A 26,189-nucleotide genomic window follows, 5' to 3' on the forward strand; every position below is an offset into this window, starting at 1 on the left:
CCATGGCCACACTCTACCAGGGCAATGTCCCCACGATGGCCCAGACCACGGATGCGTCTGGACCGGTAATCCGAACCATCCAGCTGTCCGACCTGCACGATGCGCTTAGGCGCGGCTGGGAAGATTTCAAGGCCGTGCCGAGCCACGCCATCATCCTCTGCGTGATCTATCCGGTGCTCGGCCTCGTGCTCGCCCGCATGGTGTTGGGCTATTCGGTGCTGCCGCTGCTGTTTCCGCTCGCCGCCGGCTTCGCGCTGATCGGCCCCTTCGCAGCGCTCGGTCTCTACGAACTCTCCAGCCGGCGTGAACGCTACGAGGAAGCCAGCGCCTGGGACGCGATGGAGGTACTGCGCTCGCCTTCGTTCGGGGCGATGCTCGGCCTCGGCGCATTGCTGCTCGCTCTGTTCGTGACCTGGGTTGCAACCGCGCAGGCGATCTATGTCGCGGCGTTCGGCTACGAGGGCGTCACCGGGATCTCGGACTTCACGACGCGCGTGCTGACGACGCAGCAGGGCTGGTGGCTGATCGTGGTCGGCTGCGGCGCCGGCTTCCTGTTCGCGCTCGCTGCGCTCTGCATCAGCGCCGTATCGTTCCCGTTGATGCTGGACCGCCATGCCGGCGCGTTCGAGGCGATGATCACCTCGTTGCGCGTGGTCGCGAGGAACCCGGTGCCGATGGCCGCGTGGGGCGTGATCGTGGCGTTACTGCTTGCGCTCGGCACGATCCCGGCCTTCCTCGGCCTTGCTGTGGTGATCCCCTTGCTCGGCCATGCCACCTGGCATCTCTACCGCAAGGTGATCGTCTCGGAGCCCGGGGCACGCCCGGTGCCGCCGCCGCCGCATCGTCCGCGCAAGCCGGCGGCCGACTTCCCGGCGAACCTCTTCCCCTGGCGTAACCGAACGGACGCCTGACGATCTCGTGACATGCGATCCTGCCCATGCTTCGGCAGGATCGCACGCCTTGCTTTGGCCGCGGTTCCGACCGAGATTGCGCGCGCCGATCATCTCACGGAATTCATTACCTCGAATGACCTCGACGATTTCTCGTCTCGCACTCGCAGCCTTCGCCCTTTTCGCGTCCATCCTGTCCGCCCAGCCGGCGTTCGCCGCGGTTGCCTGCGGCTCGGGCAATTTCGATGCCTGGCTTGCGGAGTTCAAAACCGACGCTGCGGCCAAGGGGATCTCACAACAGGCCATCGCGTCGGGGCTCGCCGGCGTGACGCTCGATCAGAGCGTGCTTAACCGCGACCGCTCGCAAAAGGTCTTCAGCCAGACCTTCGAGGAATTTTCCGGCCGCATGGTGCCACCGCGCCTGGAGCGCGGCTCCAACAGGATGAAGCAATACGGTTCCGTGCTGTCGCGCATCGAGCAGGCCTATGGCGTTCCGGGCGAGGTCCTGGTCGCGATCTGGGGCCTGGAGACCGATTTCGGCGTCAACACCGGCAAGTTCGCCACGATCCGCTCGCTCGCAACACTGGCCTATGACTGCCGGCGCGCCGAGCAGTTTCGCGCCGAGCTGATGGATGCGCTGCGCATCGTCCAGCGCGGCGATCTCGCGCCGGCCGAGATGAAGGGCGCTTGGGCCGGCGAACTCGGCCAGACCCAGTTCATGCCGTCGTCCTGGATGAAATACGCCGTCGATTTCGACGGCAACGGCAAGCGCGACCTGCTGCACAACGCGCCCGACGTGCTCGCCTCCACCGCCAATTATCTCGCCGGCTACGGCTGGCAGAAAGGCAAGGATTGGCAGCCGGGCAGTCCGAATTTCGCGGTGCTGCAGCAGTGGAACAAGAGCGAGGTCTATTCCAGGACTGTCGCCTATTTCGCCACCCAGCTGGCGCGCGCCCCTTAAAGGCTCATCAAAAAGCGCGTAGGGCCGATCGCCTGGCGACCGGCCCTCTCTCGTGCGTTTGCCTACCCGTTTACTTGCCCATGGTGGCGTGCATCGCCTTGTTCAAGTGCATGCTGCACGCACCCATCTTGCCGTTGAGCATCGAATCCTGCGCGGAAGCGATCTCCTTCTGCGCGACGAGCTTGCCGTCACCGTCGGCCATGTTCTCGATCGCGGTCTCGGTCTTCTCCAGGTTGGCGGAGCTGCAACCGCCCGTGGCGTGCTTGGCGGCTTCGGCCGGCGCGACGGCGAACGCGACGGCGGCAATTGCGATAACCCCGAGTAACTTCGTCATGACGTTACTTTCCTTCTCTTCTTCTTGAGCAGGACCGACGACATTGCCGGCTTCTGCAACATGACCTTCCTCGGGCGCGGCAACTTGTCGCAATCAATTCACTGCGAGAACGGCGTGATGTTGCGCGCCACGCAGAGCCGCATGCGAAATTTCTGATTTTCATTACATCCCGGTAATCATCGCCACACGCTTGGCGTGCGCGCTTCATTAACGTGCCTGCGAGGCCCAGATGCATGCCGCCGGCCACCTCTGCTGCGGCGAAGCCACGGCGCCTTCCGCGAGGCCTGCACCCCATCAAGTATTGAATCTTTGTTCAGAACAGCAACCTTCACACTATGCGAATCACGCATGCCCGAATTGGGTGCACAAGCTAGGTGAGCGCCTTGCGGATGATCAACGCGCAACTTATTTCGGCGCTGACCGCGATCAATCGCTCGTCGTTAAGCCCGTGATTTCACGGACGTTTATGGACAGATTCGCGCCATAGAGCCCAAGCCTTGGGCGGGGCTGGCAAGAGGTTAAGCGTCCCTTACTTGCGGTATGCGCTACTCGCTTAGCTGCATCGCAACATCGGAACTTTCGCAGTGCACCACTCTCACGTATATTCATTTCAACGATGAGGCTCGGGCAAGAGCTGAATCGAACTACAGGAGACTACCAATGCTGCTCTCGCTCATCCGCATGATCCAGGCCTTCCGGGACTATCAGCGCAATGTCGCCGAACTGTCCCAGCTCAGCGATCGCGAACTGGCCGATATCGGTCTCGATCGCTCGGACATCCCGCGCGTTGCCGCCGGTCAGTATCAGGGCTGATATCGTTCAGCCCTTCACCGGAACGGACCGATAGCGCCCGCCTCGTGCGGGCGTTGTCGCATCTGGTGGCAGAAAACTCGATCTCGGCGATTCCACTCCCCGCCGAAAAGCGCTACCTGTCCGCCCCATGACAGGACCCCATTCCAACATCGTGCACGTCGTCGGCGCCGGCCTTGCCGGCTCCGAAGCCGCCTGGCAGGTGGCGAAAGCCGGCGTGCCCGTGGTGCTGCACGAGATGCGGCCGGCCCGCATGACTGAGGCGCACCGCACCGACGGGCTCGCGGAACTCGTCTGCTCCAATTCGTTCCGATCGGACGATGCCGCCAACAACGCCGTCGGCCTGCTGCATGCGGAGATGCGCCGGCTCGATTCGCTGGTCATGCGCGCGGCCGACGCCAACCAGGTGCCCGCCGGCGGCGCGCTCGCCGTCGACCGTGACGGCTTCTCGGCGGCCGTCACCAAGGCGCTGAACGACCATCCCCTGATCGAGATCGCCCGCGGCGAGGTTGCAGGCCTGCCGCCGGCCGATTGGAGCAACGTCATCGTTGCCACCGGCCCCCTCACCTCCACAGCCCTCGCCGAGGCCATCCGCGAACTGACGGACGAGAACGCGCTCGCATTCTTCGACGCGATCGCGCCGATCGTGCACCGCGAATCCATCGACATGTCGGTGGCCTGGTTCCAGTCGCGCTACGACAAGGTCGGCCCCGGCGGCACCGGCGCGGACTACATCAACTGCCCGATGACCAAGGAGCAGTATGACGGCTTCGTCGCCGCGCTGATGTCAGGCGAGAAGACCGAATTCAAGGAGTGGGAGACCAACACGCCCTATTTCGACGGCTGCCTGCCGATCGAGGTGATGGCGGAGCGCGGTCCCGAGACCTTGCGCCACGGCCCAATGAAGCCGGTCGGCCTGACCAATCCGCACGACCCCACGACCAAGGCCTACGCGATCGTGCAGCTGCGCCAGGACAACAAGCTCGGCACGCTCTACAATATCGTCGGCTTCCAGACGAAGCTGAAATACGGCGAGCAACAGCGCATCTTCCGCACCATCCCCGGGCTGGAGAAAGCGGAGTTCGCCCGTCTCGGCGGCCTGCATCGCAACACCTTCCTGAACTCGCCGAAGCTGCTCGACGGCCAGCTGCGCCTGCGCGCGCAGCCGCGTCTTCGCTTCGCCGGGCAGATGACGGGCTGCGAGGGCTATGTTGAATCCGCCAGCGTCGGCCTGATCGCCGGCCTCTATGCAGCCGCGGATGCGCGCGGCGAGACGCTTGTCAGCCCGCCGGGCACGACCGCGCTCGGATCGCTGCTCGGCCACATCACCGGCGGCCATATCGAGACCATCGAGCCCGGCACACGGTCGTTCCAGCCGATGAACATCAATTTCGGTCTGTTCCCACCGCTTGCGACCCCGCCGACGAAGAAGCCCGACGGTACACGCCTGCGCGGCAACGAGAAGACGGTGGCCAAGAAGCAGGCGATGAGCGCCCTGGCACTCGCCGATCTCGATCGCTGGATCGCCGATCATCTGCGCATGGCCGCAGCCGCGTGAGTTTGTAATGAGCCTCCCAAAAGACGACGCCGCGACGCTCTCGGCGCGCTGGACCGAGGGCGTGCTGCTCAAGCGCGATGTGTTCTCGACCGTCGAGCGCGGGCGCTTCCGCGGCGAGAGCGGCGAGGTCGATGCCGTGCTACGCCGGCTCGACGAGGTGCCGTGGTGGTCGTTCCCTCTGGCGCGCCATCTGTTCGCCCGCGAGAAGCACGCCCTGGCGCTCGCCAAGGGGCTGAATGTCGGACCTGAGCTGCTGTGGGCCGGACGCCGTGCGCTGGTGCGCGGCTTCGTCGACGGCGCAGCTCTGCATCTGGCAAAGCCGCATGGCGACCTCGCCTATTTCCGCTCGGCCAAGGCGGCGCTGCGTCGGCTGCGCCGCGCCGGTATCTGCCACAACGATCTGGCCAAGGAGCAGAACTGGCTGGTCGGCCGCGACGGCCTCGCCTATGTCACCGACTTCCAGCTCGCCGCCTGCTTCAACCGGCGCGGCCGGCTCTATCGCATCCTCGCCTATGAAGACCTCAGGCACCTGCTCAAGCACAAGCGCTCCTATGCGCCCGATGCACTGACGCCGCGCGAGCGAAAGATCCTCGCCAAGAAATCCTTCGCTGCGAGCCTGTGGCTCGCCACCGGCAAGAAAGTGTATCGCGCCATCACGCGCGGGCTGTTCAACTTCACCGACCGCGAGGGCGGCGGCCGCAGGCTGGTCAATGACGCACCGGTGCTGACCGAACTGATCCGCAAGAATCCGGCCGTGCGCGACACCGCCATCGTCGCTTTTGCCGACCGTCGCTCCGGCGTCGGGCTTTACGCCTTCGTCGAAGCCGATCAAGCCATCCTCGAAGGCCAGCTGCGGAACGAGCTTTCGGCAGCCAAGGGCCCGAAACCGCCGGAGCACATCCAGGTGGTGCACGCGCTGCCACGCGACGCCAGCGGCAAACCGCGCACCGAGATCCTGCAGCTGGTCGCCATGAACCAGCTCGACCTGATCGAGCCCATGATGAAGAACGACCAGGACCGCGCGTTCCTCAAGGACATCCTGGAACAGCGGAAAAACCTGCGCGACCGCTTCAATTTCGAGGCGGATCTGCCGACGAGCTGACGGGCCGCCGCGCCTTGAAGCGTCCACATTGGCGATAGAGAAGCATCGGATCATTTGGGCTGGACGGAACATGGGCACTCGGGGGACGATGACGCAACCTGTGGTTGGCGGCCTGATGGCCGGCCTTCTGCTCCTGCCGGCCGCGCCCGCCATGGCCGAGACCCCGGCCGAGCTGATCTCGAGCTTCCGCCTCAAGCACGGTGAAGTCCGCGTCGTCCGCGATTCAACGCTCGACCGCATCGCCATGGATCAGGCCCGCGCGATGGCGGCGAAGGACGACCTCAGCCACGACGCGCTCGGCCCCTTCAATCGTCGTGTCGCGCCCGCCGGCGCGGGCCGCGCCGCCGAGAACATCGCCTACGGCTACGACAATTTCGAGAAGACGCTGGGCCAGTGGATCGACTCGTCCGGGCATCGCAAGAACCTGTTGCTGCACAACGCCTCCCGCGTCGGCATCGCAAGTGCCAGGAATGCCAGCGGCAAGCGCACCTATTGGGCCATGGTGATCGCCGGCGATTACGAGCCGAAGGGCAAAGGCAAGAGGAACAAGGACAAGGAGCCGCTGGTTGCCGTCAAACGCGAGGCTGCACCGGCCGCCAGCAAGCCGAAGTCCAGCAACTGCCACGTCAAGCTGCTTGGCCTCTGCATCTGAGATCCGGCGAGCATCTCCGGCCTGACGTCTTGCCCGGCTCCTTCGGCGCATCTAGTTCATGCGGCATGGGATCGCGAGAAATGGAGGAGTTGGTGATCGACATCGACCAAATTCGGTCTGACACGCCGGCCACCAGCCGGCTCGCATACCTTCACAACGCAGGCGCCGCGCTGATGCCGACCTCCGTCGTTTCGGCGATGAAGCAGCATATCGACCTGGAAAGCGAGATCGGAGGCTATGCCGCCGCCGATCGCGAGGCCGGCCGGCTCGATGCGGTCTATGGCTCGGTGGCGCGTCTGCTCAACGCCGCGCCCGACGAGATCGCGCTGGTGGAGAATGCGACGGTCGCCTGGCAGATGGCGTTCTATTCACTGCCGTTTCGCAAGGGTGATCGCATCCTGACCGCCGAGGCGGAATACGCAGCGAACTATGTCGCCTTCCTTCAGGTCGCCAAACGCACCGGCGCGACCGTCGAGGTGGTGCCGAGCGATGCCAGCGGCGAGCTCGACATCGGCGCGCTCGAACGCATGATCGACGAGCGCGTCAAGCTGATCGCGATCACCTGGGTCCCGACCAATGGCGGGCTGGTCAATCCGGCGGCCGCGGTCGGCAAGATCGCGCGGGCGCATGGCGTTCCCTATCTGCTCGACGCCTGCCAGGCGGTCGGCCAGATGGCGGTCGACGTCGAGGCCCTCGGCTGCGACATGCTGTCGGCCACGGGACGCAAATTCCTGCGCGGCCCGCGCGGTACCGGATTTCTCTACGTTCGCCGTGCGACGCTGCAACGGCTCGAACCGCCGATGATCGATCACTTCGGGGCGCCCTGGGTCTCACGCGATGAATATCGGCTTCGCGACGATGCCCGTCGTTTCGAGACCTGGGAGAACAACTACGCGGCACGGCTTGGCCTCGGCGCTGCCGTTGATTACGCCCTGGAGATCGGCATCTCCCCGATCGAGCAACGGTGCCGAATGCTTGCCGGCCGCCTTCGCAGCGGCCTCGCAGCCCTTCCCGGCATCACCATTCGCGACCTCGGACGCGCGCCGGGCGCCATCGTCAGCTTCACACTGGACGGGCACGACGCCGACGCAATTGTCGCCAGCGCCGCGGCAGCCGGCATCACCATCGGTGCTTCGGATCCGTCGAGTACGCGTATCGACGCCGAGCTTCGCTCGTTGCCGCATGTCGTGCGGGCATCACCGCATTATTACAACACGGATGCAGAGATAGACCGGCTAATCGGCCACGTCGCGAGCCTGGCGCCGCGATAGAAGCACCCCGATCAGGTGCAGCGCGCGCTCAGTCCGGATGCACTGAGCTTCGCCATCACCTCGTCAAGATGGGCGCTGTCGCGGGTCTCGATGACGAGTTGCAGCAGCGTGGCCTTGGCCGGCAGGTCGGAGAAAGTCCGCTGGTGCGAGACCTCGATGATGTTGGCGCCGGCCTCGGCGAGCAGCGCGGCCACCGCGGCCAGCTGCCCGGGCCGGTCGGGGATGTCGAGCGAGAGCTGGGTCAGCCGCCCCTCGCGCGCGAGCTCACGCGTGAGGACCGATGCGATCAGCCGCGTGTCGATATTGCCGCCGCTCAGGACGAGCCCGACCTTCTGGCCGGCGAAGCGGGAGGGATCGGACATCAGCGCGGCGAGGCCTGCGGCGCCGGCGCCCTCGACCACGGTCTTCTCGATCGAGATCAGGGTCGCGACCGCGCGCTCGAGCTCGGCTTCGTTGACGAGCGCAATGTCGTCGACGAGGCGGCGCACGATCTCGGTCGTGATCTTGCCGGGTGATTTCACCGCGATGCCTTCGGCCAGCGTATCGCCGCGCGCTGGCAGATTGCCGGCGTGGATGGCATTGTACATCGAGGGATAGAGCCAGGCCTCGACGCCCAGGATTCGCAGCGACGGCTTGATCGATTTCGCCGCGATGCCGATGCCGCTGATCAAGCCGCCACCGCCGATCGGCACGACCAGCGTGTCGAGCTCCGGCACGGCCCTCATCATCTCCAGCCCGATTGTACCCTGCCCCGCGATGACAAGCGGGTCGTCGTAGGGGTGGACGAAGATCATGCTTCTGGCTTCGCCGTGGTTGCGCGCGAACGCGGCCGCCTCCTCCAGCGTCGCGCCGGTGACGACCACTTCAGCGCCGTGATGCCGGGTGTTCTCGACCTTCACCATGGGCGTGCCGACCGGCATGACGATGGTGGCGGGAATGCCGAGCCGTTTGGCGTGATAGGCCACCCCCTGCGCGTGGTTGCCCGCCGACATCGCGATCACGCCCCGCGCGCGCTCCTCCGGCGTCAGCGCAGTGAGGCGGTTGAGCGCGCCCCGCTCCTTGAACGAGGAGGTGAACTGGAGGTTCTCGAATTTGAGCCAGATCTCGCAGCCGCAGATGCTGCTCAGCGTGCGGCTGTAGCTGCAGGGCGTCTCGACGACGGCGCCCTTGATCGTCTCGGCGGCGGCAGCGATATCGCTTGGCGCGACCGGCAGACCGCTGAGATCGAAGGGCGAGGTTGGGGACAATTCAGCCATAGGACAGCATAGGGTATTTGGCCGGCTCAGGCGATAAGCCAGCCGCTATTTGGTAAACTCGCGCGACCGCGAAGCCCGCCACAGCGTCCACAGCGTGCGCAGCCGGGACGATTGCCTCGGCGCAAATGGATTGCGCCCGGGTCGTGACAGGAGCTTGAGGTCGGCCCGCACCTGTCCGAGTGGCAGAAATGCTGCTCGACCCGCTGCCGGCGCCTCCGCCAGCAACGATACGGCCGTAGCCAAATGCTGCCTCGCTTCGCCAGCGAGTTGCTCCAGCACGGCGCGCAAATTCGGCGTCTCCTTGCCCGCGAACACGTCCTCCATGTCGCAATCGTGGCTCGCCAGCAGCTGCTGCGGCAGGAACAGCTGCCGGTGCGCGGCATCACGCGGCAGGTTCATGATGATTTGCACGATGCCCTGCGCAAGCCCGGCATGACGGGCGATATGTTCAACGGCCTCCGATGGCGGCGCCATGATACGGGCTGCGAGATCGAACAGCGCCGATGAGGTTGCCGCCAGATAACCTTCCAGCGCCGCCATCGTCGGCATCGGATCGTTATAGAGGTCGAACTGGTGCTCTTCGACCAGCAGTGACAGCGGCTCGACCGGCAAGTCGAAATCACGGATCGCGCGCAGCAGCTCGGCCGCGACCGGATTGCCCTCGGCACTGCCGTGCACCAGGCCCGAGAACAGATCGGTCCACCATTGAAAGCGTATCTCGCCGGGCAAAGGCTGGCTCACCTGGTCGCGGACGCGGACGATCTCGACATTGAAGGCGTAGAGCGCCAGCAGCGCGCGGCGCTCGGCAACTGGCGCGAACAGCGTCGCAACATAGCGCGGGAAGTCGTGGCTGCGCACCAGATCGGCGCAGAAGGACAAATTGTCGGGCGGAGCTGCGGCGGCGTTCATGGCACGGCGATCAAGGCGGCGGCGACCCGCCGCCGTTCGCCGATCATGATGTTGTAGGTGCGCACGGCGGGGCCGGTCTGCATCGTGTCCAGCACCACCCTCACCGCCTTGAGCGCCTGCCGCAGCGCCGGCGGCGGCAGCCAGACCCCGGTGCCGGTGCCGATCAGGAGCGTGTCGATGTTGTTGGCGGCTGCGAACACCCGGTCCAGCGAATAGCGGTCGATCTTCGCGGGATCCGTCACGTCCCACGCCCAGATCGCGTCGGGCAGGCACAGCAGCGAGCCCCGATGCGACATGCCTGCAAACGCGAAACCACCCTTGCCATAGGCATCGATCGGCGCCGAGCGCGGGAAGTGCGGTGCGTTGGGATCGCCGGCCATGTGCTTCGTCCGAATGAGCCTATTGCCCTCGCAAACGCCTGCGAGGACATGCGGTTCGGATCATGCCTTGCTTTTCTTCGCTGGCGGAGCCTCGTCTTTCGTATCCTCGCGATGCTCGCCCACGCCGAGATAGATCAGGATCGGCGCCGCGATGAAGATCGAGGTATAGGTGCCGACCAGCACCACGCCGAACATCATCACCGCGGTGAAGCTGTGGATCGCGTGCCCGCCGAACAGCAGCAGCGCCAGCAACGCCAGCGTCACCGTGAAGTGGGTGATGATCGAGCGCGACAGCGTCGAGTTGATGGACTCGTTGAGCAGCTGCGGCATCGGCATCTTCTTGTACCGCCGCAGCATTTCACGGATACGGTCGTAGATGACGACGGTGTCGTTGAGCGAATAGCCCAGGATGGTCAAAAGCGCGGCGATGCTGGTCAGATCGAAATCCACCTGGCTGATCGACATGAACCCGATCGTGAGCACGATGTCGTGCACGTTGGCGATCATGGCGCCGAGCGCGAACTGCCACTCGAAGCGGAACCAGAGATAGATCAGGATCGAGACGATCGCGAGCATCAGGCCGAGCATGCCGTAGGCCAAAAGCTCGCCGGCGACGCGCGGACCGAGCACCTCGACGCGGCGATATTCGATGGAATCACCGAGCGCGGTACGCACCTTTTGCACGGCATCCTGCTGCGCCTTGTCGCCGCCGGGCTGTTCGGCAACGCGGATCAGGACGTTCTCGGGGCCGCCGAACTGCTGCAGCTGGACTTCGCCGAGCCGCAAGCCATCCAGCGTCGTGCGCATCGCCGCGATATCGGCAGCGCCGGACTTGGCCCGCACTTCAAGCAGCGTGCCGCCCTTGAAGTCGATACCGAGGTTGAGGCCGTGGGTGAAGAACAGCGTGATGGCGAGGATCGAGAGCGCCGCCGAGATCGGGAAGCTGATCCGGCGGAAGCGCGTGAAGTCGAAATGCGTGTCGTCAGGGACGATGCGCAACGACGGCAGCCAGCCCATGGCCGCGACCACGGTGAGAATGGCGATGAGGACGCCGAGCCCGATGAGAACGGTGTGAGTCACGATCAGGCTCCTAGATCGGCACGCTCTGCGGCCGCTTCCAACGCACCCACCAGGCGACGATCAGCCGGGTCATGGTGAAGGCGGTGAACACCGTGGTGATGATGCCTATGCCGAGCGTCACGGCAAAGCCGCGCACCGGGCCGGTGCCGATGTAGAACAGCACCGCGGCGGCAATGAAAGTGGTGATGTTGGAATCGAGGATGGTCGCCAGCGCCCGCTTGAAGCCGGCGTCGATCGCCGAGATCGCGTTGCGCCCGCCCCGCAATTCCTCACGGATACGCTCGTAGATCAGCACGTTGGAATCGACCGCGATGCCGACGGTGAGCACGATACCGGCGATGCCGGGCAGCGTCAGCGTGGCGTTGAGCAGCGACAACAGGCCGAAGATCATGGCGACGTTGATGGCCACCGCGATGTTGGCGAACACTCCGAACAGCCGGTAGGTCAAGAGCATGAAGACGATGACGAGGATCGAGCCGACATAGGCCGCCAGCTCACCCTTCTCGATGGAGTCCTGGCCGAGGCCCGGGCCGACGGTACGCTCCTCGACCACCGTGAGGGGCGCCGGCAGCGCGCCGGCGCGCATCAGGATCGCGAGATCGTTGGCGGACTGGACCGTAAAGCTGCCCGAGATCTGTCCCTGCCCGCCCGTGATCGGCTCGTTGATCCGGGGCGCGGAGATCACCTTGTTGTCGAGCACGATCGCAAAGGGCAACCCGACATTCTCTTGCGTAGCCTGCGCGAATTTGCGCGCGCCCGATGTATTGAACTTGAAGCTGACGACCGGCTCACTCGTACGCTGATCGAAGGTCGCCTGGGCATCGATCAGATCGCCGCCGGCAACCAGCACCTGCTTCTTGACCACATAGGGCGTCGGCGGGGGCGAGGCGCTCATCAGCAACTCGGAGTCCGGCGGCAGCTTGCCCTGCTGCGCCTGGTCCGGCGACACGGTCGTGTCGACCATGCGGAATTCCATCTTCGCGGTCTCGCCGAGCAGCTTCTTCAGGCGCGTCGGGTCCTGAAGGCCGGGGACCTGCACCAGGATGCGGTCGTTGCCTTGGCGCTGGATCACGGGCTCGACGGTGCCGAGCTCGTTGACGCGCTTCTCGACGATCTGGATCGATTGCTCGATCGTCTTGCGCATGCGGTCGAGCATCGCAGCCTGCGGGATAGTCAGGCGGATCACGCCGCCAGCCTCGCTCACCTCGAGGTCGCGCTGACCGCTGGATCCCATCAGGCCGCCCAGTGGCTGGGACAGCTCGCGCAGCTTGGCGAGCGCGGCCTGAACGTCGGTCTCCTTGGTGATGCGAACCTCGGCCGCGTCGTTGCGGACGACCACACCGCCGGTGAAGCCGATCTTGGCATCGCGCAGCGTGCGGCGAACGTCGTCGCGAACCTGGTCGAGCCGTTCCTTCTTCACATAGGCGGAATCGACTTCGAGCAGCAGGTAAGAGCCACCCTGAAGGTCGAGGCCAAGCACGAGCCGGCGCTGCGCCCAGGCTGGCCAGGTCTTGACCTGCGCCTCGGGGAAGAAGTTCGGGACCGCGCAGAGGCACACGATCAGCGCCGTCAGGATGATCCCGAGCGCCTTCCACCGCGTGAAATACAACATCGACTGGACCTGTCAGATCAGGAGACTTGAGATGCTCGCGGACGCGCTCACTTCGATGCGGCGTCGTCCTTGGCGGCTTCCTTGGCGCTTTCCTTGGATTCCTTGGCCGGCTCGCCCTTGGCGCGCACGCCGGAGACCATCGAGCGCATCTGCCGCACGCGCACGCCGTCGGCGATCTCGAACTCGATCTGGTCGTCGTCGACGACCTTGGTGACCTTGCCGACGAGGCCGCCCGAGGTCACGACGGTGTCGCCGCGGCGGATGTTCTTCACGAGGTCGGCGTGGTCACGGACCTTCTTCTGCTGCGGACGCAGAATCAGGAAGTACATGATCACGAAGATCAGGGCGAACGGCAGCAGCGACATCAACATGCTGTTGGTGTCGCCGGCGCCCGCGGCCTGGGCATACGCAGGGGTAATCAGCATTCGGACGATCCTCGTGAGAACGGGGGAAAGCCGGTCAGGCCCTCAAAGGGCGACCGGCTCGGTCAAATTCGCGCGGACTATAGCGGCCATTGTCCCAATTGCAACGCTGCCAGACCGCTCATTTAGCCACCTTGCGGCGCGCCGTCAGGCCCGATAAGGCTGCATTCTCAGGAACTTCGGACATGCCCAGAAAACCCAGCAAAAGCCCGGCCGGCAAAGGCCCCCGCACCCCTGCCCGCAGGCCCGCGCCCGTCGCGGCAAAACGCCCCAAGGGGACTTCCACGGCGACGACCAAGCGGACCGCCAAGGCATCCCCGGACCTCTCCCAGGACCGCATCGTCCGCGCGCTGGAGACCATTGCGGCGCACCTCGCCGCCCAGGGAAAGCCGGCCCCCGAACGCGAGTCGTTCAAGCAGGCCGATGCCTATGTCTGGCACCCCGACGGCCGCCTTGCGCCGGTGCCGCGGGTCAGCCGCGTGGAGTTGTTCCTGCTCAAGGGCGTCGACCGGATGCGCGACATTCTGATGGAGAACACCGAGCGCTTCGCCAATGGCCTGCCCGCCAACAACGCACTGCTCTGGGGAGCGCGCGGCATGGGCAAGTCGTCGCTGGTGAAGGCGGCGCACGCCAGCATCAATGCGGAGCGCAAGCCGGCCGACAGGCTGAAGCTGATCGAGATCCACCGCGAGGACATCGAGAGCCTGCCGATGCTGATGGAGAAGCTGCGGGACGCCAGCTTCCACTTCATCGTGTTCATCGACGACCTCTCCTTCGACGGCAATGACGCGTCCTACAAATCGCTGAAGGCGGTGCTCGAAGGCGGCATCGAGGGCCGGCCCGAGAATGTGATCCTCTACGCCACTTCCAACCGCCGCCATCTGCTGGCGCGCGACATGATCGAAAACGAGCGCTCGACTGCGATCAATCCCGGCGAAGCCGTCGAGGAGAAGGTGTCGCTGTCCGATCGCTTCGGCCTCTGGCTCGGCTTCCATCGCTGCAGCCAGGACGAATATCTCGCGATGGTGCGCGGCTATTGCAGCCATTTCGGCGTCGAGGTCGACGACGAGGCGCTCGAGCGCGAGGCGCTGGAATGGTCGACCACGCGCGGCTCCCGCTCGGGCCGCGTCGCCTGGCAGTTCGTGCAGGAGCTGGCGGGACGACTGGGCGTGAAGCTGACGGCGACGTAGCGGGCGGTCAAACTCCACCCCCAACTGTCATTCCCCGCGCAGGCGGGGAATCCAGTACGCTGCGGCTTATCGGCTCGCCAATGACTATGTCTGGATACTGGATCGCCCGGTCGAAGCCGGGCGATGATAGTGTGCTTGTCGTGATCGCGCGCGCTACTCTGCGTAGGCCTCACGCCCCGTTCAAAAATTGAAGCGGGTCAACCGGGCTCGATCCCTTGCGGATTTCGAAGTGGAGCTGCGGCGACGCCACCTCCCCGGATTGACCCGACTTGGCAATGACCTGACCGCGCTTGATGGTATCGCCGCGCTTCACCAACAGCTCACTCGCATGGGCATATGCGGTGACGTAGCCGTTGGAGTGCCGAACCAGGACCAGATTGCCGTAACCCTTCAGCTCGTTGCCGGAGTAAGCGACGACGCCGTCTTCGGCCGCCTTGACCGGCGTTCCCTCGGGCACCGCGAGATTGATGCCGTCGTTGGACTTGCCGTTGGTCTTGGCGCCGTAGCTGGTGACCACCTTGCCGCGCACCGGCCAGCGGAAGGTCGGCAGCGCACTGGTGGTTTCCGCAGCCTTCGCCGGAGCTTCAGCAGCAGGCTTTTCTTCGACGTTGGCCGTGGCCTGGGCGAGGCGCGCGCTCTGCACCGGCGCGGCGACGGCCGCCATCCTGGTGGCGGGCGCGGGAGCAGCCGCAACCGGCTGGAGCGTCCCCGCAACCGGAGCAGCTCCGACCGGAGCCGCAGCAACCGGCGCCGCCAGCGCAGCGGTCCTGGCGCCGGGCACGGTCAGCTTGGTGCCGAGCTTGAGCTTGGCCGAGGGATCGAGGCCGTTGGCGCGGGCCAGCTCAGCCGACGAGATGTGGTTCTTGCGGGCGATGCTAGCGAGCGTGTCGCCGCGGTTGACGAAGTGCATGCTCGACGGCGCGGCGACGGCCGCAACCGGCTTGGCTGCAGGCGCCATGACGGGAGCCGCCGCGACGGGTGCCATCAGCGGCGCGGGCGCTGCGGCCGTTGCCGGATGCGGGATGATCAACTGCTGGCCGGGCGAGAGCGCGCGCGGACCCTTGTAGCCGTTGGCGGCGGCGATCGCCTGCGGCGTGACGTGATAACGCTTGGCCAGCACATCGAGCGTGTCGCTGGTGCCGACGATGATCTTGGTGCCTCCGGCGGGCTGGGCCGCGGCAAGGGAACGCAGCGGCACGGTGGCCGTGGTCTCGAGATGCGGCTGCGTCGGGGGCGCGTAGGAACTGACGCCGCGCCCGCCTCCGGACACGCCACCACCCGCAACGGGATAGGACTGCGGTGCGGACACTGCCGGCGGCGGCAAGGGCTGCGACTGATAATAACCGGTCTGCGTCTGCGGCCGCGAATATTGCGGCAGCTCGCGCTGCGGCGGCGGCGCGTGCTGCACCGAGCCGGTCTGCTCCGAGGAGAAGGGGTTGGAGAAGTTCGACTGGGACAGCCGCGACGACATGTCGGCGCTGCACCCTGCGAAGCTGAAGGAGATCAGCGCCAGCACCGCGACCTGCGGTACGCGGCGCGAGTAAAGCAACTCGGCGACAGCGGACATGGTTACTCACTCGTACGCGACACAACTGGTGTTTTAAGTAAACACGCGCCGAGTAAATAACGGCTTAACCCTCCCAATAAGACGTTGGCGGCACAGCCGATCCGAAAATCTACAGCTCCCGTGCCACTCCGGGCAGCGCCGGCACGAAGCGGACATCGACGAGTTCCTTGCGCTCGATCCCGGCCTCGGTGCGGGTCAGGCGGATCAGCGTCTGCACGCCCTGATGCGGGCCGACCGGCGCGATCAGGATGCCGCCGACCTCGAGCCGCTCGACCAGATTGTCCGGAAGCTGCTCCACTGCGGCGGTGACGATGATGCGGTCGAACGGGCCGATATTTGGCGGCAGGTTGAGACCGTCGCCTAGCATCACCTCGACATTGTGACATTCGAGCTTTTCGAGCCTGGCGCGTGCCGTGTCGGCAAGCTTGCGATAGCGCTCGACCGTCAGGACCTGGCCGGCGAGCCGCGACAGCACGGCGGCCTGATAGCCGGAACCTGTCCCGATCTCCAGCACGCGGTGCCGCTTCTGAAGCTGGAGCTGCTCGGTCATGTAGGCCACGACGAAGGGCTGGCTGATGGTCTGCCCGCAGGCGATCGGCAGCGCGCTGTCCCGATAGGCGCCGTCGCGATCGGCCTGATCGACGAAAAGCTCGCGCGGCACCGCCTCCATGGTTCGCAGCACCGCCTGGTCGCTGATGCCCCGACGCCTCAGCGTGAGCTGAAACATCATCTTTTCCGGCGGATTCTGATCGGAGGTCATTGCCTGCTTGTGCCGTCTTGCCGGGCGCGGTGGAGACTCAACCCGGGCGCAAGAATCGTGTTCCTGCTCAGGAACCCATGATATCCTTCGCCGGGAGCATTAGACCATAAATTGGCTTGCCTTGGGCGAGCTGCGATGACCATTTGAAGGCAACCGTGCGTCGCAACGTGCATTGCGTCAATCCGTGTTATCTGCGAACGTTTTTGGCAATGGGCAAGGGACTCAACTATGACCGCGACAGGGCTTTCAGGCCGCTCTGTATTCCTCGTCGAAGACGAGGTGATGATCAGGATGATGGTCGCGGACATGCTCGAAGAGCTCGGCTACAAGGTCGCAGCTGAGGCGGGCGACATCAGCGAGGCCATGCGGCTCGCCCAGGCGACCGAATTCGACATCGCCATTCTCGACGTCAACGTCAACGGCAAGGTGATCTCGCCGGTCGCCGACGTGATCAAGGCGAAAGGCCGCCCGTTCATCTTCGCCACCGGCTACGGCTCCTCCGGCCTGCCCGAGCAGTATCGCGACCGGCCGGCGCTCCAGAAGCCGTTCCAGCTCGACGCGCTCGGCAAGACCATCGAAGCCGCACTTCGCGGCGGATAGGCGCTATTTCAGCGTGGCGCTGAGCTCTTCCGAAAACGCTTCGTTGGTGCGGTCGAGCCTGAGCGGCGTGACCGAAACATAGCGCTCGCGCAGTGCCGCCAGATCGGTGCCGTCCGCAGGCGTGTCCAGCATCGCAGAGCGCTCGAAGCCGATCCAGAAATACGGATTGTTGCGACCATCCCGGCGCTCGTCGATCCTGAGGAAGCCGAGATTGCGCTTGCCCTGGCGCGTGACGCGGATGCCGAGCACTTCCTCCGGCGTGCAGGAGGGGAAGTTGACGTTGATGACGGTGTCCTTCGGAATGCCTGCGGCGATCACCTTGCGCAGGATGTCGGGCCCGAATTTGCGCGCAGTGTCCCATGGCGGGCGCTCGCGGGTCTCGACGCTGAATTCCTGCGACAGCGCGAATGACGGCAACCCCAGGATGGTGCCCTCCAGCGCGCCGGCGATAGTGCCGGAATAGACCACGTCCTCGGCGACGTTGCGGCCCTTGTTGACCCCGGACAGCACGATATCCGGCAGCTTGGCCCCGAGGATATGGCGCGCGCCCATGATGACGCAGTCGGTCGGCGTGCCGCGCACGGCAAAGTGCCGCGGCCCGACTTCGCGCAGGCGCAAGGGATCGTTCAGCGACAGCGAATGCGATACGCCGGACTGGTCGAGCTCGGGCGCCACCACCCAGACATCGTCGGACAGAGCGCGCGCGATCTCCTCGACCACCTTGAGGCCGGGGGCGTGAATGCCATCGTCATTGGTGCAGAGAATGCGCATGCGAGGGTCGATTCCAAAAAGCGGGTTTGAGCCGTCTTATCCGGCTCCGGCCGATCAGGCAAACCGGCTGATCAGGAGAGCCGGCCTGAACCCTTTAGCGGCGGATGCGCCATTGCGGCAGGAAGCGCGCCAGCCGGCCCTCCGCATGCAGCTTCATCGCCGGTACCGCCGGACTGACGATCGGCGCCTCGATCACGCGGAGCGCCTCCAATTCGGCAACGAGCGCGTTCGGCTCCGGCGTCTGCGGAAAGCGTTCGCGGGCCAGCGTCAGCGCGTTGTCGAAGTCGGCGGCATTCACACCGGGCTTGGCCCGCCGGCTCTGCACGAGATCCTCGTCCCAGAGCCGCGCGATCTCGATGTCGAGCAAGCCGCGCAGGCGCTGATCGACGGCCTGGATTCCGGCCCCCGTCACCGCCCATTGTCGGCCGACCCAGAAGATGTCGCGATGCAAGGCCATGAACGGTCGGTTCGCATTGACGGATGGCCGGCAGGATAGCCGGCCGCCCGATCCGCGCAACCGATCGTTTGCAGCGTTAGTCCCGCCCGATCACCTTTACGCCGCCCATATAGGGCTGCAGCACGTCGGGGACCGCGATCGAGCCGTCCTCCTGCTGATAGGTCTCCATTACGGCGATCAGCGCGCGGCCGAGCGCGGTGCCGGAGCCGTTCAGCGTGTGGACGAAACGCGGCTTGCCGTCCGGACCGCGCGAGCGCGCATCCATGCGGCGCGCCTGGAAATCGCCGCAGACCGAGCAGCTCGAGATCTCGCGGAATGCCCCGCCCTCGCCCTGGCCCGGCATCCAGACCTCGATGTCATAGGTTTTTTGCGACGAAAAACCCATATCCCCTGCGCACAGCGTCATCACGCGATAATGCAGGTCGAGCCGCCGCAGCACCTCCTCGGCACAGGCGAGCATGCGTTCGTGTTCGTCCCTGCTGCTCTCGGGCGTCGTGATCGAGACCAGCTCGACCTTGGTGAACTGGTGCTGGCGGATCATGCCGCGGGTGTCGCGCCCGGCGGCGCCCGCCTCGGCACGGAAGCACGGCGTCAGCGCGGTGAGCCGCATCGGCAGCTGCTTTTCGTCGAGGATGGATTCGCGCGCGAGGTTGGTGAGCGAGACTTCCGCGGTCGGGATGAGGCCGAGGCGCTCCGTCCTCAGCCGCTCCTGGTCGGGCGACGCAAGGAGTTCGCCCTTGATCGCCCAGAACTGATCGTCCTCGAATTTCGGCAATTGTCCGGTGCCGAACATGATCTCGTTGCGCACCAGCAGCGGCGGATTGATCTCGGTATAGCCGTGCTCGTCGACGTGCAGATTCAGCATGAACTGGCCGAGCGCGCGCTCGAGCCGCGCCAACCCCTTCTTCAGCACGACGAAGCGCGCGCCGGAGAGTTTTGCCGCCGCCTCGAAATCCATGTCGCCGAGCGCGGTGCCGAGGTCGTCATGCAGCTTAGGCGCAAAGCCGTAGTTGCGCTTGTTGCCGAACACGTGGTGCTGCACGTTGCCGTGCTCGTCGACACCGTCCGGCACGTCGTCGAACGGAATGTTCGGGATCGCGGACAGCTCTTTCGTCAGCTCATCGTCGGCGGTCTTCGCGGCAGCCTCGAGCTGCGGCATCGTGGTCTTGAGCTCGGCCACTTCGGCCATCAGCTTGGCCGCGCGCGCCTCGTCCTTCGCTTTCTTGGCGTCGCCGATTTCCTTCGAGGCTGCATTGCGCCGTGCCTGCGCCTGCTCGGAGGCCAGGATCGCCGCCCGCCGCGTCTCATCGATCGCGAGCAGCGAGGCCGACAACGGCTTCAGACCCCGCCGTGCGAGACCGGCGTCGAAGGCTTGCGGATTGTCGCGGATCGATTTGATGTCGTGCATGGCTGTCTTCCCGTCATGGCCGGGTTCATCCCGGCCATCCACGTGTCTGCCGCCTTAGATCAAGTCGTGGATGCCCGGGTCAAGCCCGGGCATGACGATTCATGGGCTGAACAGCGCTATGTTAGAGACAAAGCGCCCTACTCCGCCGGATTGGCCGGCGTGGACACGTCGGTGCCGGTCGACGCCTGCGTCGCCGCCATCTTCTTCTCCACCATCGCGACCGCGATGATCGAGCCCTCATAGAGCAGCAGCAAGGGGATCGCGAGCGAGCACTGGCTGAGCACGTCCGGCGGGGTCAGCACGGCGGCGATGACGAAGGCGATGACGATGAAATAGCGGCGCTTCTCGCGCAGCATCTTCGCGGTGACGATGCCGATACGGCCGAGCAGAGTCAGGATCACCGGGAGCTGGAAGGCGATTCCGAAGGCGAAGATCAGCGACATCATCAGTGAAAGGTATTCGCCGACCTTGGGCAGGAGCTGGATCTGCGCGGTTTCGTCGCTGCCGGCCTGCTGCATGCCGAGCGAGAATCGCACCAGCATCGGCAGCACGACGAAATAGACCAGGGCGGACCCCAGCACGAAAAAGAAGGGAGTCGCGACCAGATACGGCAGGAAGGCCTGCTTCTCGTGCTTGTACAGTCCGGGCGCCACAAATCCGTAGATCTGCGTCGCAATGACCGGGAACGAGATGAAGCCGGCGCCGAACAGCGCGAGCTTGAGCTGGGTGATGAAATATTCCAGCAGCGCCGTGTAGATGAACTTGGAATTCTCCGGACCCGCGACCCACACGAACGGCCAGACCAGCACGTTGTAGATCTGCTTGGCGAAGAAGAAGCAGAAGATGAACGCAATGCCGAAGCCGAGCAGCGCCTTGATGAGCCGCGAGCGCAGCTCGATCAGATGGTCCATCAGCGGGGCTTTGCTGGCCTCGATATCGGCGTCGCTCATGACGCTTTGGCGTCCTTGATCGCTTCGGATGGCGCGGTGTCCTGTGCAACCTGCGCCTGCTCGACTTCACGGGTGATCACAAGCGGCTCGTTGGCAGCCGCATGCGCCTCGGCTTCCATGAAGGTCGCGGGCGTCGGCGCCTCCGGCGTCGTGGGCGTCGTCGGCGGCTCCACAGCCGCGATCGCGGGCGTCTCGGCCGGCTTGTCCAGCGCATCGACGCGCAGCGCGTCGCTGACGTCCTTCTGCAGCGAGGTCAGCGGATTGTTGTTGGTGAAGCCGGTCGCAGCTTCCTTGACCTCGTCAAAGCTCTTCTTGAGGTCGGCCATTTCGGCCTCGCGCATCGCTTCCTGGAACTGGCCCTGGAATTCGGCGGCCATCTTGCGCGCCTTGCCCATCCACTGCCCGACCATGCGCAGCACGCCCGGCAGCTCTTTCGGGCCGATGGCGACCAGGGCCACGACCCCGATCAGGACCAGTTCACTCCACCCGATGTCGAACATGAGGTCTTCCGTTCACGCGAAGCCGCAGCCGGCCCAATCCCTTGCGCGCAGGATCGGGCCGCACCCCGCGTCTCGCGTGCTTTCCGGCTCAGACGGCCTTGCTGCCGACGTCGGACCGCGCCGCGGTCGGCGCATTGTTGTGCTCGATGGACTTGGCCGGCTCGGGCTTCTCGGCGGGCTTGTCGTCGTCCTGCATGCCCTTCTTGAACGCCTTGATGCCCTGCGCCACGTCGCCCATCAGGTCCGAAATCTTGCCGCGGCCGAACAGAAGCAGGACCACTGCGATCACCAGGATCCAGTGCCAAATGCTGAGTGAACCCATCCTGCAACCCTCCAAACGCGCATGGCCGGGGACCCGGCCGATCTTCTCCGAAACCTAGGCTTGGCAGGTGTCAAAAACAAGGACCTAGGCAGCGCCAATTCGCTGTTGGCACTACGTAATCTTGCTAGTGTTAACCGGTCGCAGGGCGCCGGTAAAACGCCGGGGCTCTACTCTTCGGTGCCGCTTTCACCGCCACCCTCATGGCCGCCTTCGGCCGCCTCGTCCGGGGCCTCGGGCTCGACCGCGGGTGCCAGCGCCAGATCGAGGTCCTCGCCCGGTTCCAGGGGATCCTCGTCCTCGCGAAGCTGCGGGTCGTCCGACGGCGTCGGCACGCTGAATCCGGTCGGCAGACGCGAATCCAGCAGACCAGTACCTTTCAGCTCCTCGAGGCCCGGCAGATCGCCGAGCTGTTCCAGAGTGAACTGCGACAGGAAGTCCTCGGTGGTTCCGAAAGTCAGCGGTCGGCCGGGCGTCTTGCGGCGGCCGCGCGGCTTGATCCAGCCGGTCTCCAAGAGCACATCGAGCGTACCCTTCGAGGTGACGACGCCGCGAATCTCCTCGATCTCGGCGCGCGTCACAGGCTGGTGGTAGGCAATGATCGCCAGCACCTCGATCGCCGCACGCGACAGGCGGCGGGTTTCGGTGCTCTCCCGCGTCATCAGCCAGGCGAGATCGCCCGCGGTGCGGAAGGTCCATTTGTTGGCGACGCGAACGAGATTCACTCCGCGCAACGAATAGTCGGCCTGCAATTGCTCGAGCGCAGCCTTGACGTCGACGCCCTCGGGCATGCGCTTGGCCAGCGTCGCGGTATCCAGCGGTTCACTCGAAGCGAACAGCAGCGCTTCCAGCAGCCGCAATTCCTCGGGACGCGCCTGGGTCTCGTTCTCCATCGGCTCGGCCTCTTCCACCCGCACTTCAGCCAGGCTTGCCATGGTAGCTTCTCCTTCTTGCACTTAGGCGACCGGCGCATCAGGCGCAGGAGCTGCGTCCGGCACCGGCTTGGGGCGCCCCTTCCGGAAATAGATCGGCGCAAACGCCTCTTTCTGGTTCAGCTCCAGCTGACCTTCGCGAACCAGCTCCAGCGCGGCGGCGAAGCTGGAGGCGAACACCGTCGCACGCTGCGTCGGATCGGCGACGTGGCGGACCAGGAAGTCGTCGAGCACGCCCCAATCGTCCTGCTCGCTGATGCTGCCGACCAGCCGCTCCAGCGTGGCACGCGCCTCGGCAAGCGACCACACCGTGCGCTTGGCCAGATGCACGCTCGCCAGCACGCGCGACTGGCGCTGCGAGGCGTAGGCGGTGAGCAGATCGTACAGCGTCGCCGTGTATTTCGGATGCTTGATCTCGGCGATCTGCTCGGGCTCGCCGCGCGGGAAGATGTCGCGCAGCAATTGCTGCCTGTTCATCAGCCGGTTGGCGGCCTCGCGAATGGCCTCCAGCCGGCGCAGGCGGTTGGCGAGCGCGGTCGCCATCTGCTCGGCGCTCGGGCCTTCCGCGCTCGGCGGCTCCGGCAGCAGCAGGCGCGACTTCAGGAAGGCGAGCCAGGCGGCCATGACCAGATAGTCGGCGGCGAGTTCGAGCCTGATCTTCCGCGCGGCCTCGATGAAGTGGAGATATTGGTCGGCCAGCGCCAGGATCGAGATCTTGGCAAGATCGACCTTTTGCTGCCGCGCCAATGCGAGCAGCAGGTCGAGCGGGCCCTCATAGCCCTCGACGTCCACCACCAACGCCGGCTCACCCTCGGCAAGCTCTGCGGGCCGCCCGGTTTCGAAAGATAGAATTTCTGCGGTCATGCGGATGCCGTGTTTGCCCGTGCGATCAATGCGTCCAGCTCCATGCGTGCGGCGACGCGGTCGAGCGGTTGCGGCGCCTTGCGCGCGGCGAGCGCAGCGCTCGCCCGCTCCAGCGCCCGGCCCGCCAGCTCCGGTGTCTGGCCGGCGACCTCGCGCATCTCCTCGATATTGCCGTTGCAATGCAGGGCCATGTCGCAGCCGGCCGCGAAGATGGCGCGGGTCCGTTCGGCGATATTCCCCGAAAGCGCGTTCATCGACACGTCATCACTCATTAACAAACCCTGGAACCCGATTGCGCCGCGAATCACGTCAGCAATCATTGTCGCAGATGTCGTCGCCGGATGGGCGGGGTCGACCGCGCTAAACACAACATGTGCAGTCATGGCCATCGGCAGGTCGGACAGCGGCTTGAAGGCGGCGAAGTCGGTCCGTTCCAGCTCATTCCTCGGCGTGTCGACCGTTGGCAGCTTGAAATGGGTATCCGCGGTGGCCCGGCCATGGCCGGGGATGTGCTTGAGCACCGGCAGCACGCCGCCTTGCTCCAGACCCTCGGTGACCGCGCGGGCAATCGCCGCAACCTTGCCGGGCTCGGTGCCATAGGCCCTGTTGCCGATCACGGCGTCGGCGCCCGGCACCGGCACGTCAGCCAGCGGCAGGCAATCAACGGTGATGCCGAGATCGGCGAGATCGGCGGCGATCAGGCGGGCCGACAGGCGCGCCGCGGTAAGTCCGAGCGCCGAATCAGTGTCGTACAGGGTCGAGAAGACGGCGCCCGGCGGATAGACCGGCCAGTGCGGCGGTCCGAGGCGCTGCACCCGTCCGCCCTCCTGGTCAATCAGGACAGGCGCGTCGGCGGCACCCGCCGCCGTCCGCAATTCTGCAACCAATGTAGCGACTTGAGCTGGCGTTGCGACATTGCGCTTGAAGAGAATGAAGCCCCATGGGCGCTGGTCGCGGATAAACTCCCGCTCGACGGCGGTCAGTTCCGTTCCGGATACACCGGTAATGAAGGCCCGCGTGCTCATAACGGCCGATTAACCCTGACCCGCGAGGGGGTCAAGGAAACGGCCGTTAATTCCTCTGGACGAAGCAGGCCGATAGGCCTGCGGACTTCAGGCTGTTGCAGGCGTGCGTCGCCTCCTCGGCCGAAGCGTAGGGCCCAGCGAAGGCGCGGTAGACGACGCCCTTGCCCTTGTCGGTGAGGTCGACGCGCTTGATCACCGGCGAACGGGAACCAAGCACGCTGCCGTACTTGCCCTGAAGCACGCGGTACGACGCGGCGGCGCTATCCTCGCTCTGCTGCGAGGAGACCTGCACGATGTAGCCGCCACCGCCGCTGCTGGCGGGCGCGATCTGGGTCGGGGCGGTCGCAGCCATCCGCTGCGGCGGTTCGGCCGCCGGGACCGATTGTGGCGCCAGCGACATTGGCTGATTGGCGCTGGCATTGGCCGAGGTCGGCGGATTGCGCGGCGCGGCCGGTGCAGCAACAGGCTTCGGTGCAGCGGTGGGCCTGGCGGCAGCGGCCGATTGCGGCGCGGCGCTGTCGGTCTGATCGCCCTTCACGGCGACGGTCCTGATCGGGCGCGGCGAATTGTTCGGCATCGTGCCGTTGCTCGCGGTCGCCCCCGTGCTCGGCGGCGGCAGCGCAGACGGCGACACGCTCGCCACCGACGGCGGATTCGCATTCTGGTTCAACGGCGGGAACACCACACGGGGACCTCCCGCCTTGGCGTTGACGTCGACCGGCGCCTCTTCGCGAGGCACGATCTTCTCGGTGCCGTCGCCGCTCACCATGCGATCCGGCACCTTGGACGAGGAATCCGACGGCGCCGGCACGATCTTGGTCGGAGTGTTGTCGGCCCTGATGATCGGCGGCTCACCGCTGCGGGGCGAGCCGACATAGGTCTTGTAGGCGAAGGCAGCACCGGTGCCGACCACGGCAAGCGCGAGGATCGCAGCGACCGTCATCATGCCGCCGCGCTTCTTGGGCTCGTCGAGCTCGGCCTCCGGATAGTCGCTCTGATACGCGTAGGGATCGTCCGGATAGGCCGGCTCGCGCTGATAGTCCTGCTCGCCTGCCTCCAGCCGGCCGTAGAGCGCATCGTCGTAACGCGCCGGATCAGGCTGCTGATACGGCTCCTGATAGGCCTGCTGCTGGTAAGCTTGATCCTGCTGCGGGTAAGCCTGCCCCGGATAGGCGTGATCCTGATAGGCCTGCGGCTGATGAACATCAGGCTCGGGCGCAGCGGGCTGAGCCGAATAGCGATGCAGCGGATGAACCGGATTGACGGCTACCTGGTAGTCGGGCTCGGGAGCCGGCGCCGGCTGCACATTGGCGCGGCGCATCCATGAGGGAGGCCCGGGCGGCGGCGGCGCGGCCGGCTCGGCGTAGTCCTGCTGATAGTCGTCTTGCCGATAATCGCCCTGCCGATAGTCATCGTCCTGATAGGCCTGCGCGGGCGCAGGGGCTGCCGGCGGATGAGCGCCGGGCCGCGATTGCGCAGCAAATGGATCGGTCTGTCCGATCAGGCGGGCGAGCTCGGCCAAGGGATCGCTGTCCACCTTGCCATGCTGGGCGCCACCGCGACCATAGTCATCGGAGGGAAACGGTCTGTCCTGATATCGTTCGGCCAT

General features: G+C 65.6%; 28 protein-coding genes. 9 read left to right on the forward strand and 19 right to left on the reverse strand.

Annotated elements, in window-relative coordinates; genetic code table 11:
* Positions 1-2: 2 nt before the first annotated feature.
* Both CIT40_RS17870 and CIT40_RS17875 read left to right on the forward strand, forming a co-directional pair.
* Positions 3-911: a DUF2189 domain-containing protein gene (locus CIT40_RS17870; RefSeq protein ID WP_094890415.1), complete on the forward strand. Its 909-nt coding sequence runs from the start codon at positions 3-5 to the stop codon at positions 909-911.
* Between the two features lie 115 nt (positions 912-1,026).
* Entirely contained in the window at positions 1,027-1,851 is an 825-nt protein-coding gene (locus CIT40_RS17875; protein WP_094890416.1) for a lytic murein transglycosylase, read from the forward strand.
* 70 nt (positions 1,852-1,921) lie between these two features.
* On the opposite strand, the gene CIT40_RS17880 is transcribed toward CIT40_RS17875, so the two are convergent.
* A complete protein-coding gene (locus tag CIT40_RS17880) occupies positions 1,922-2,185 on the reverse strand; it encodes a hypothetical protein (RefSeq protein ID WP_162307549.1) in 264 nt (87 codons plus the stop codon).
* A gap of 660 nt (positions 2,186-2,845) precedes the next feature.
* Here CIT40_RS17880 and CIT40_RS17885 point away from each other — a divergent pair.
* The 5 genes from CIT40_RS17885 to CIT40_RS17905 all read left to right on the forward strand — a co-directional run bounded on the left by CIT40_RS17885 (position 2,846) and on the right by CIT40_RS17905 (position 7,578).
* Positions 2,846-2,998 (forward strand): DUF1127 domain-containing protein, encoded by a 153-nt coding sequence (locus CIT40_RS17885; RefSeq protein ID WP_007590701.1) that lies wholly within the window; start codon positions 2,846-2,848, stop codon positions 2,996-2,998.
* Between the two features lie 127 nt (positions 2,999-3,125).
* Positions 3,126-4,553: a methylenetetrahydrofolate--tRNA-(uracil(54)-C(5))-methyltransferase (FADH(2)-oxidizing) TrmFO gene (gene trmFO, locus CIT40_RS17890; RefSeq protein ID WP_094890417.1), complete on the forward strand. Its 1,428-nt coding sequence runs from the start codon at positions 3,126-3,128 to the stop codon at positions 4,551-4,553.
* A 7-nt stretch (positions 4,554-4,560) separates the two neighbouring features.
* A complete protein-coding gene (locus tag CIT40_RS17895) occupies positions 4,561-5,655 on the forward strand; it encodes a serine/threonine protein kinase (protein WP_162307550.1) in 1,095 nt (364 codons plus the stop codon).
* A 70-nt stretch (positions 5,656-5,725) separates the two neighbouring features.
* A complete protein-coding gene (locus tag CIT40_RS17900; RefSeq protein WP_094890419.1) occupies positions 5,726-6,307 on the forward strand; it encodes a CAP domain-containing protein in 582 nt (193 codons plus the stop codon).
* Positions 6,308-6,399: 92 nt separating this feature from the next.
* Positions 6,400-7,578, forward strand: a complete 1,179-nt coding sequence (locus CIT40_RS17905; protein ID WP_094890527.1) for an aminotransferase class V-fold PLP-dependent enzyme — start codon at positions 6,400-6,402, stop codon at positions 7,576-7,578.
* Positions 7,579-7,589: 11 nt separating this feature from the next.
* On the opposite strand, the gene CIT40_RS17910 is transcribed toward CIT40_RS17905, so the two are convergent.
* From CIT40_RS17910 to yajC, 6 genes are read right to left on the reverse strand one after another with little or no spacing between them, the layout of a single operon-like run.
* A complete protein-coding gene (locus tag CIT40_RS17910) occupies positions 7,590-8,834 on the reverse strand; it encodes a threonine ammonia-lyase (RefSeq protein ID WP_094890420.1) in 1,245 nt (414 codons plus the stop codon).
* 45 nt (positions 8,835-8,879) lie between these two features.
* Complete coding sequence (locus tag CIT40_RS17915; protein ID WP_094890421.1) at positions 8,880-9,743, reverse strand: phytoene/squalene synthase family protein; 864 nt, start codon at positions 9,741-9,743, stop codon at positions 8,880-8,882.
* Positions 9,740-10,123 (reverse strand): Mth938-like domain-containing protein, encoded by a 384-nt coding sequence (locus CIT40_RS17920; protein ID WP_094890422.1) that lies wholly within the window; start codon positions 10,121-10,123, stop codon positions 9,740-9,742. Before CIT40_RS17920 ends, CIT40_RS17915 begins: the two co-directional genes overlap by 4 nt.
* Positions 10,124-10,183: 60 nt before the next feature.
* Positions 10,184-11,203 carry a protein translocase subunit SecF gene (gene secF / locus CIT40_RS17925; RefSeq protein ID WP_094890423.1) on the reverse strand — a complete coding sequence of 340 codons (1,020 nt, stop codon included), beginning with the start codon at positions 11,201-11,203 and terminating at the stop codon, positions 10,184-10,186.
* Positions 11,204-11,213: 10 nt separating this feature from the next.
* Entirely contained in the window at positions 11,214-12,815 is a 1,602-nt protein-coding gene (gene secD, locus CIT40_RS17930; protein WP_094890424.1) for a protein translocase subunit SecD, read from the reverse strand.
* 47 nt (positions 12,816-12,862) lie between these two features.
* Positions 12,863-13,240, reverse strand: a complete 378-nt coding sequence (gene yajC, locus CIT40_RS17935) for a preprotein translocase subunit YajC (RefSeq protein ID WP_094890425.1) — start codon at positions 13,238-13,240, stop codon at positions 12,863-12,865.
* 182 nt (positions 13,241-13,422) lie between these two features.
* Between yajC and CIT40_RS17940 the strand changes: the two genes are divergently transcribed.
* Positions 13,423-14,427 carry an ATP-binding protein gene (locus CIT40_RS17940; protein ID WP_094890426.1) on the forward strand — a complete coding sequence of 335 codons (1,005 nt, stop codon included), beginning with the start codon at positions 13,423-13,425 and terminating at the stop codon, positions 14,425-14,427.
* Between the two features lie 169 nt (positions 14,428-14,596).
* Here the strand turns inward: CIT40_RS17940 and CIT40_RS17945 are convergent, their stop codons facing one another.
* On the reverse strand, positions 14,597-15,994 hold the full coding sequence (locus tag CIT40_RS17945; RefSeq protein WP_094890427.1) for a LysM peptidoglycan-binding domain-containing M23 family metallopeptidase: 1,398 nt from the start codon (positions 15,992-15,994) through the stop codon (positions 14,597-14,599).
* 109 nt (positions 15,995-16,103) lie between these two features.
* Positions 16,104-16,754 (reverse strand): protein-L-isoaspartate(D-aspartate) O-methyltransferase, encoded by a 651-nt coding sequence (locus CIT40_RS17950; protein WP_094890428.1) that lies wholly within the window; start codon positions 16,752-16,754, stop codon positions 16,104-16,106.
* A 228-nt stretch (positions 16,755-16,982) separates the two neighbouring features.
* Here CIT40_RS17950 and CIT40_RS17955 point away from each other — a divergent pair, with 228 nt between their 5' ends.
* Positions 16,983-17,354, forward strand: a complete 372-nt coding sequence (locus CIT40_RS17955; RefSeq protein ID WP_094890429.1) for a response regulator — start codon at positions 16,983-16,985, stop codon at positions 17,352-17,354.
* A 3-nt stretch (positions 17,355-17,357) separates the two neighbouring features.
* On the opposite strand, the gene surE is transcribed toward CIT40_RS17955, so the two are convergent.
* The 10 genes from surE to CIT40_RS18005 form a co-directional block, all read right to left on the reverse strand.
* Positions 17,358-18,125: a 5'/3'-nucleotidase SurE gene (gene surE / locus CIT40_RS17960; RefSeq protein ID WP_094890430.1), complete on the reverse strand. Its 768-nt coding sequence runs from the start codon at positions 18,123-18,125 to the stop codon at positions 17,358-17,360.
* Between the two features lie 94 nt (positions 18,126-18,219).
* Entirely contained in the window at positions 18,220-18,582 is a 363-nt protein-coding gene (locus CIT40_RS17965) for a hypothetical protein (RefSeq protein ID WP_094890431.1), read from the reverse strand.
* A 76-nt stretch (positions 18,583-18,658) separates the two neighbouring features.
* Positions 18,659-19,990 (reverse strand): serine--tRNA ligase, encoded by a 1,332-nt coding sequence (serS, locus tag CIT40_RS17970; RefSeq protein WP_094890432.1) that lies wholly within the window; start codon positions 19,988-19,990, stop codon positions 18,659-18,661.
* 137 nt (positions 19,991-20,127) lie between these two features.
* Positions 20,128-20,940: a twin-arginine translocase subunit TatC gene (gene tatC, locus CIT40_RS17975; protein ID WP_094890433.1), complete on the reverse strand. Its 813-nt coding sequence runs from the start codon at positions 20,938-20,940 to the stop codon at positions 20,128-20,130.
* Positions 20,937-21,440 carry a Sec-independent protein translocase protein TatB gene (gene tatB, locus CIT40_RS17980; protein WP_094890434.1) on the reverse strand — a complete coding sequence of 168 codons (504 nt, stop codon included), beginning with the start codon at positions 21,438-21,440 and terminating at the stop codon, positions 20,937-20,939. The genes tatC and tatB overlap by 4 nt, the downstream gene beginning before the upstream one ends.
* 88 nt (positions 21,441-21,528) lie before the next feature.
* A complete protein-coding gene (locus CIT40_RS17985; RefSeq protein ID WP_028145381.1) occupies positions 21,529-21,762 on the reverse strand; it encodes a twin-arginine translocase TatA/TatE family subunit in 234 nt (77 codons plus the stop codon).
* 167 nt (positions 21,763-21,929) lie between these two features.
* Complete coding sequence (gene scpB / locus CIT40_RS17990; RefSeq protein ID WP_162307551.1) at positions 21,930-22,694, reverse strand: SMC-Scp complex subunit ScpB; 765 nt, start codon at positions 22,692-22,694, stop codon at positions 21,930-21,932.
* A 21-nt stretch (positions 22,695-22,715) separates the two neighbouring features.
* Positions 22,716-23,555, reverse strand: coding sequence for a segregation and condensation protein A (locus CIT40_RS17995; RefSeq protein ID WP_094890436.1), 840 nt, complete (start codon positions 23,553-23,555; stop codon positions 22,716-22,718).
* Positions 23,552-24,580, reverse strand: a complete 1,029-nt coding sequence (gene nagZ / locus CIT40_RS18000; protein WP_094890437.1) for a beta-N-acetylhexosaminidase — start codon at positions 24,578-24,580, stop codon at positions 23,552-23,554. The genes CIT40_RS17995 and nagZ overlap by 4 nt, the downstream gene beginning before the upstream one ends.
* Before the next feature lie 46 nt (positions 24,581-24,626).
* Entirely contained in the window at positions 24,627-26,189 is a 1,563-nt protein-coding gene (locus tag CIT40_RS18005) for an SPOR domain-containing protein (protein ID WP_094890528.1), read from the reverse strand.

Source organism: Bradyrhizobium amphicarpaeae (assembly GCF_002266435.3).
Classification (GTDB): Bacteria; Pseudomonadota; Alphaproteobacteria; order Rhizobiales; family Xanthobacteraceae; genus Bradyrhizobium; species Bradyrhizobium amphicarpaeae.

Coding starts and splice junctions, on each gene's coding strand:
- CIT40_RS17870 (WP_094890415.1), top strand. CDS start 3: ATGGCCACACTCTACCAGGGCAATGTCCCCACGATGGCCCAGACCACG.
- CIT40_RS17875 (WP_094890416.1), top strand. CDS start 1,027: ATGACCTCGACGATTTCTCGTCTCGCACTCGCAGCCTTCGCCCTTTTC.
- CIT40_RS17880 (WP_162307549.1), bottom strand. CDS start 2,185: ATGACGAAGTTACTCGGGGTTATCGCAATTGCCGCCGTCGCGTTCGCC.
- CIT40_RS17885 (WP_007590701.1), top strand. CDS start 2,846: ATGCTGCTCTCGCTCATCCGCATGATCCAGGCCTTCCGGGACTATCAG.
- trmFO (WP_094890417.1), top strand. CDS start 3,126: ATGACAGGACCCCATTCCAACATCGTGCACGTCGTCGGCGCCGGCCTT.
- CIT40_RS17895 (WP_162307550.1), top strand. CDS start 4,561: ATGAGCCTCCCAAAAGACGACGCCGCGACGCTCTCGGCGCGCTGGACC.
- CIT40_RS17900 (WP_094890419.1), top strand. CDS start 5,726: ATGGGCACTCGGGGGACGATGACGCAACCTGTGGTTGGCGGCCTGATG.
- CIT40_RS17910 (WP_094890420.1), bottom strand. CDS start 8,834: ATGGCTGAATTGTCCCCAACCTCGCCCTTCGATCTCAGCGGTCTGCCG.
- CIT40_RS17915 (WP_094890421.1), bottom strand. CDS start 9,743: ATGAACGCCGCCGCAGCTCCGCCCGACAATTTGTCCTTCTGCGCCGAT.
- CIT40_RS17920 (WP_094890422.1), bottom strand. CDS start 10,123: ATGGCCGGCGATCCCAACGCACCGCACTTCCCGCGCTCGGCGCCGATC.
- secD (WP_094890424.1), bottom strand. CDS start 12,815: ATGTTGTATTTCACGCGGTGGAAGGCGCTCGGGATCATCCTGACGGCG.
- yajC (WP_094890425.1), bottom strand. CDS start 13,240: ATGCTGATTACCCCTGCGTATGCCCAGGCCGCGGGCGCCGGCGACACC.
- CIT40_RS17940 (WP_094890426.1), top strand. CDS start 13,423: ATGCCCAGAAAACCCAGCAAAAGCCCGGCCGGCAAAGGCCCCCGCACC.
- CIT40_RS17945 (WP_094890427.1), bottom strand. CDS start 15,994: ATGTCCGCTGTCGCCGAGTTGCTTTACTCGCGCCGCGTACCGCAGGTC.
- CIT40_RS17950 (WP_094890428.1), bottom strand. CDS start 16,754: ATGACCTCCGATCAGAATCCGCCGGAAAAGATGATGTTTCAGCTCACG.
- CIT40_RS17955 (WP_094890429.1), top strand. CDS start 16,983: ATGACCGCGACAGGGCTTTCAGGCCGCTCTGTATTCCTCGTCGAAGAC.
- surE (WP_094890430.1), bottom strand. CDS start 18,125: ATGCGCATTCTCTGCACCAATGACGATGGCATTCACGCCCCCGGCCTC.
- CIT40_RS17965 (WP_094890431.1), bottom strand. CDS start 18,582: ATGGCCTTGCATCGCGACATCTTCTGGGTCGGCCGACAATGGGCGGTG.
- serS (WP_094890432.1), bottom strand. CDS start 19,990: ATGCACGACATCAAATCGATCCGCGACAATCCGCAAGCCTTCGACGCC.
- tatC (WP_094890433.1), bottom strand. CDS start 20,940: ATGAGCGACGCCGATATCGAGGCCAGCAAAGCCCCGCTGATGGACCAT.
- tatB (WP_094890434.1), bottom strand. CDS start 21,440: ATGTTCGACATCGGGTGGAGTGAACTGGTCCTGATCGGGGTCGTGGCC.
- CIT40_RS17985 (WP_028145381.1), bottom strand. CDS start 21,762: ATGGGTTCACTCAGCATTTGGCACTGGATCCTGGTGATCGCAGTGGTC.
- scpB (WP_162307551.1), bottom strand. CDS start 22,694: ATGGCAAGCCTGGCTGAAGTGCGGGTGGAAGAGGCCGAGCCGATGGAG.
- CIT40_RS17995 (WP_094890436.1), bottom strand. CDS start 23,555: ATGACCGCAGAAATTCTATCTTTCGAAACCGGGCGGCCCGCAGAGCTT.
- nagZ (WP_094890437.1), bottom strand. CDS start 24,580: ATGAGCACGCGGGCCTTCATTACCGGTGTATCCGGAACGGAACTGACC.
- CIT40_RS18005 (WP_094890528.1), bottom strand. CDS start 26,189: ATGGCCGAACGATATCAGGACAGACCGTTTCCCTCCGATGACTATGGT.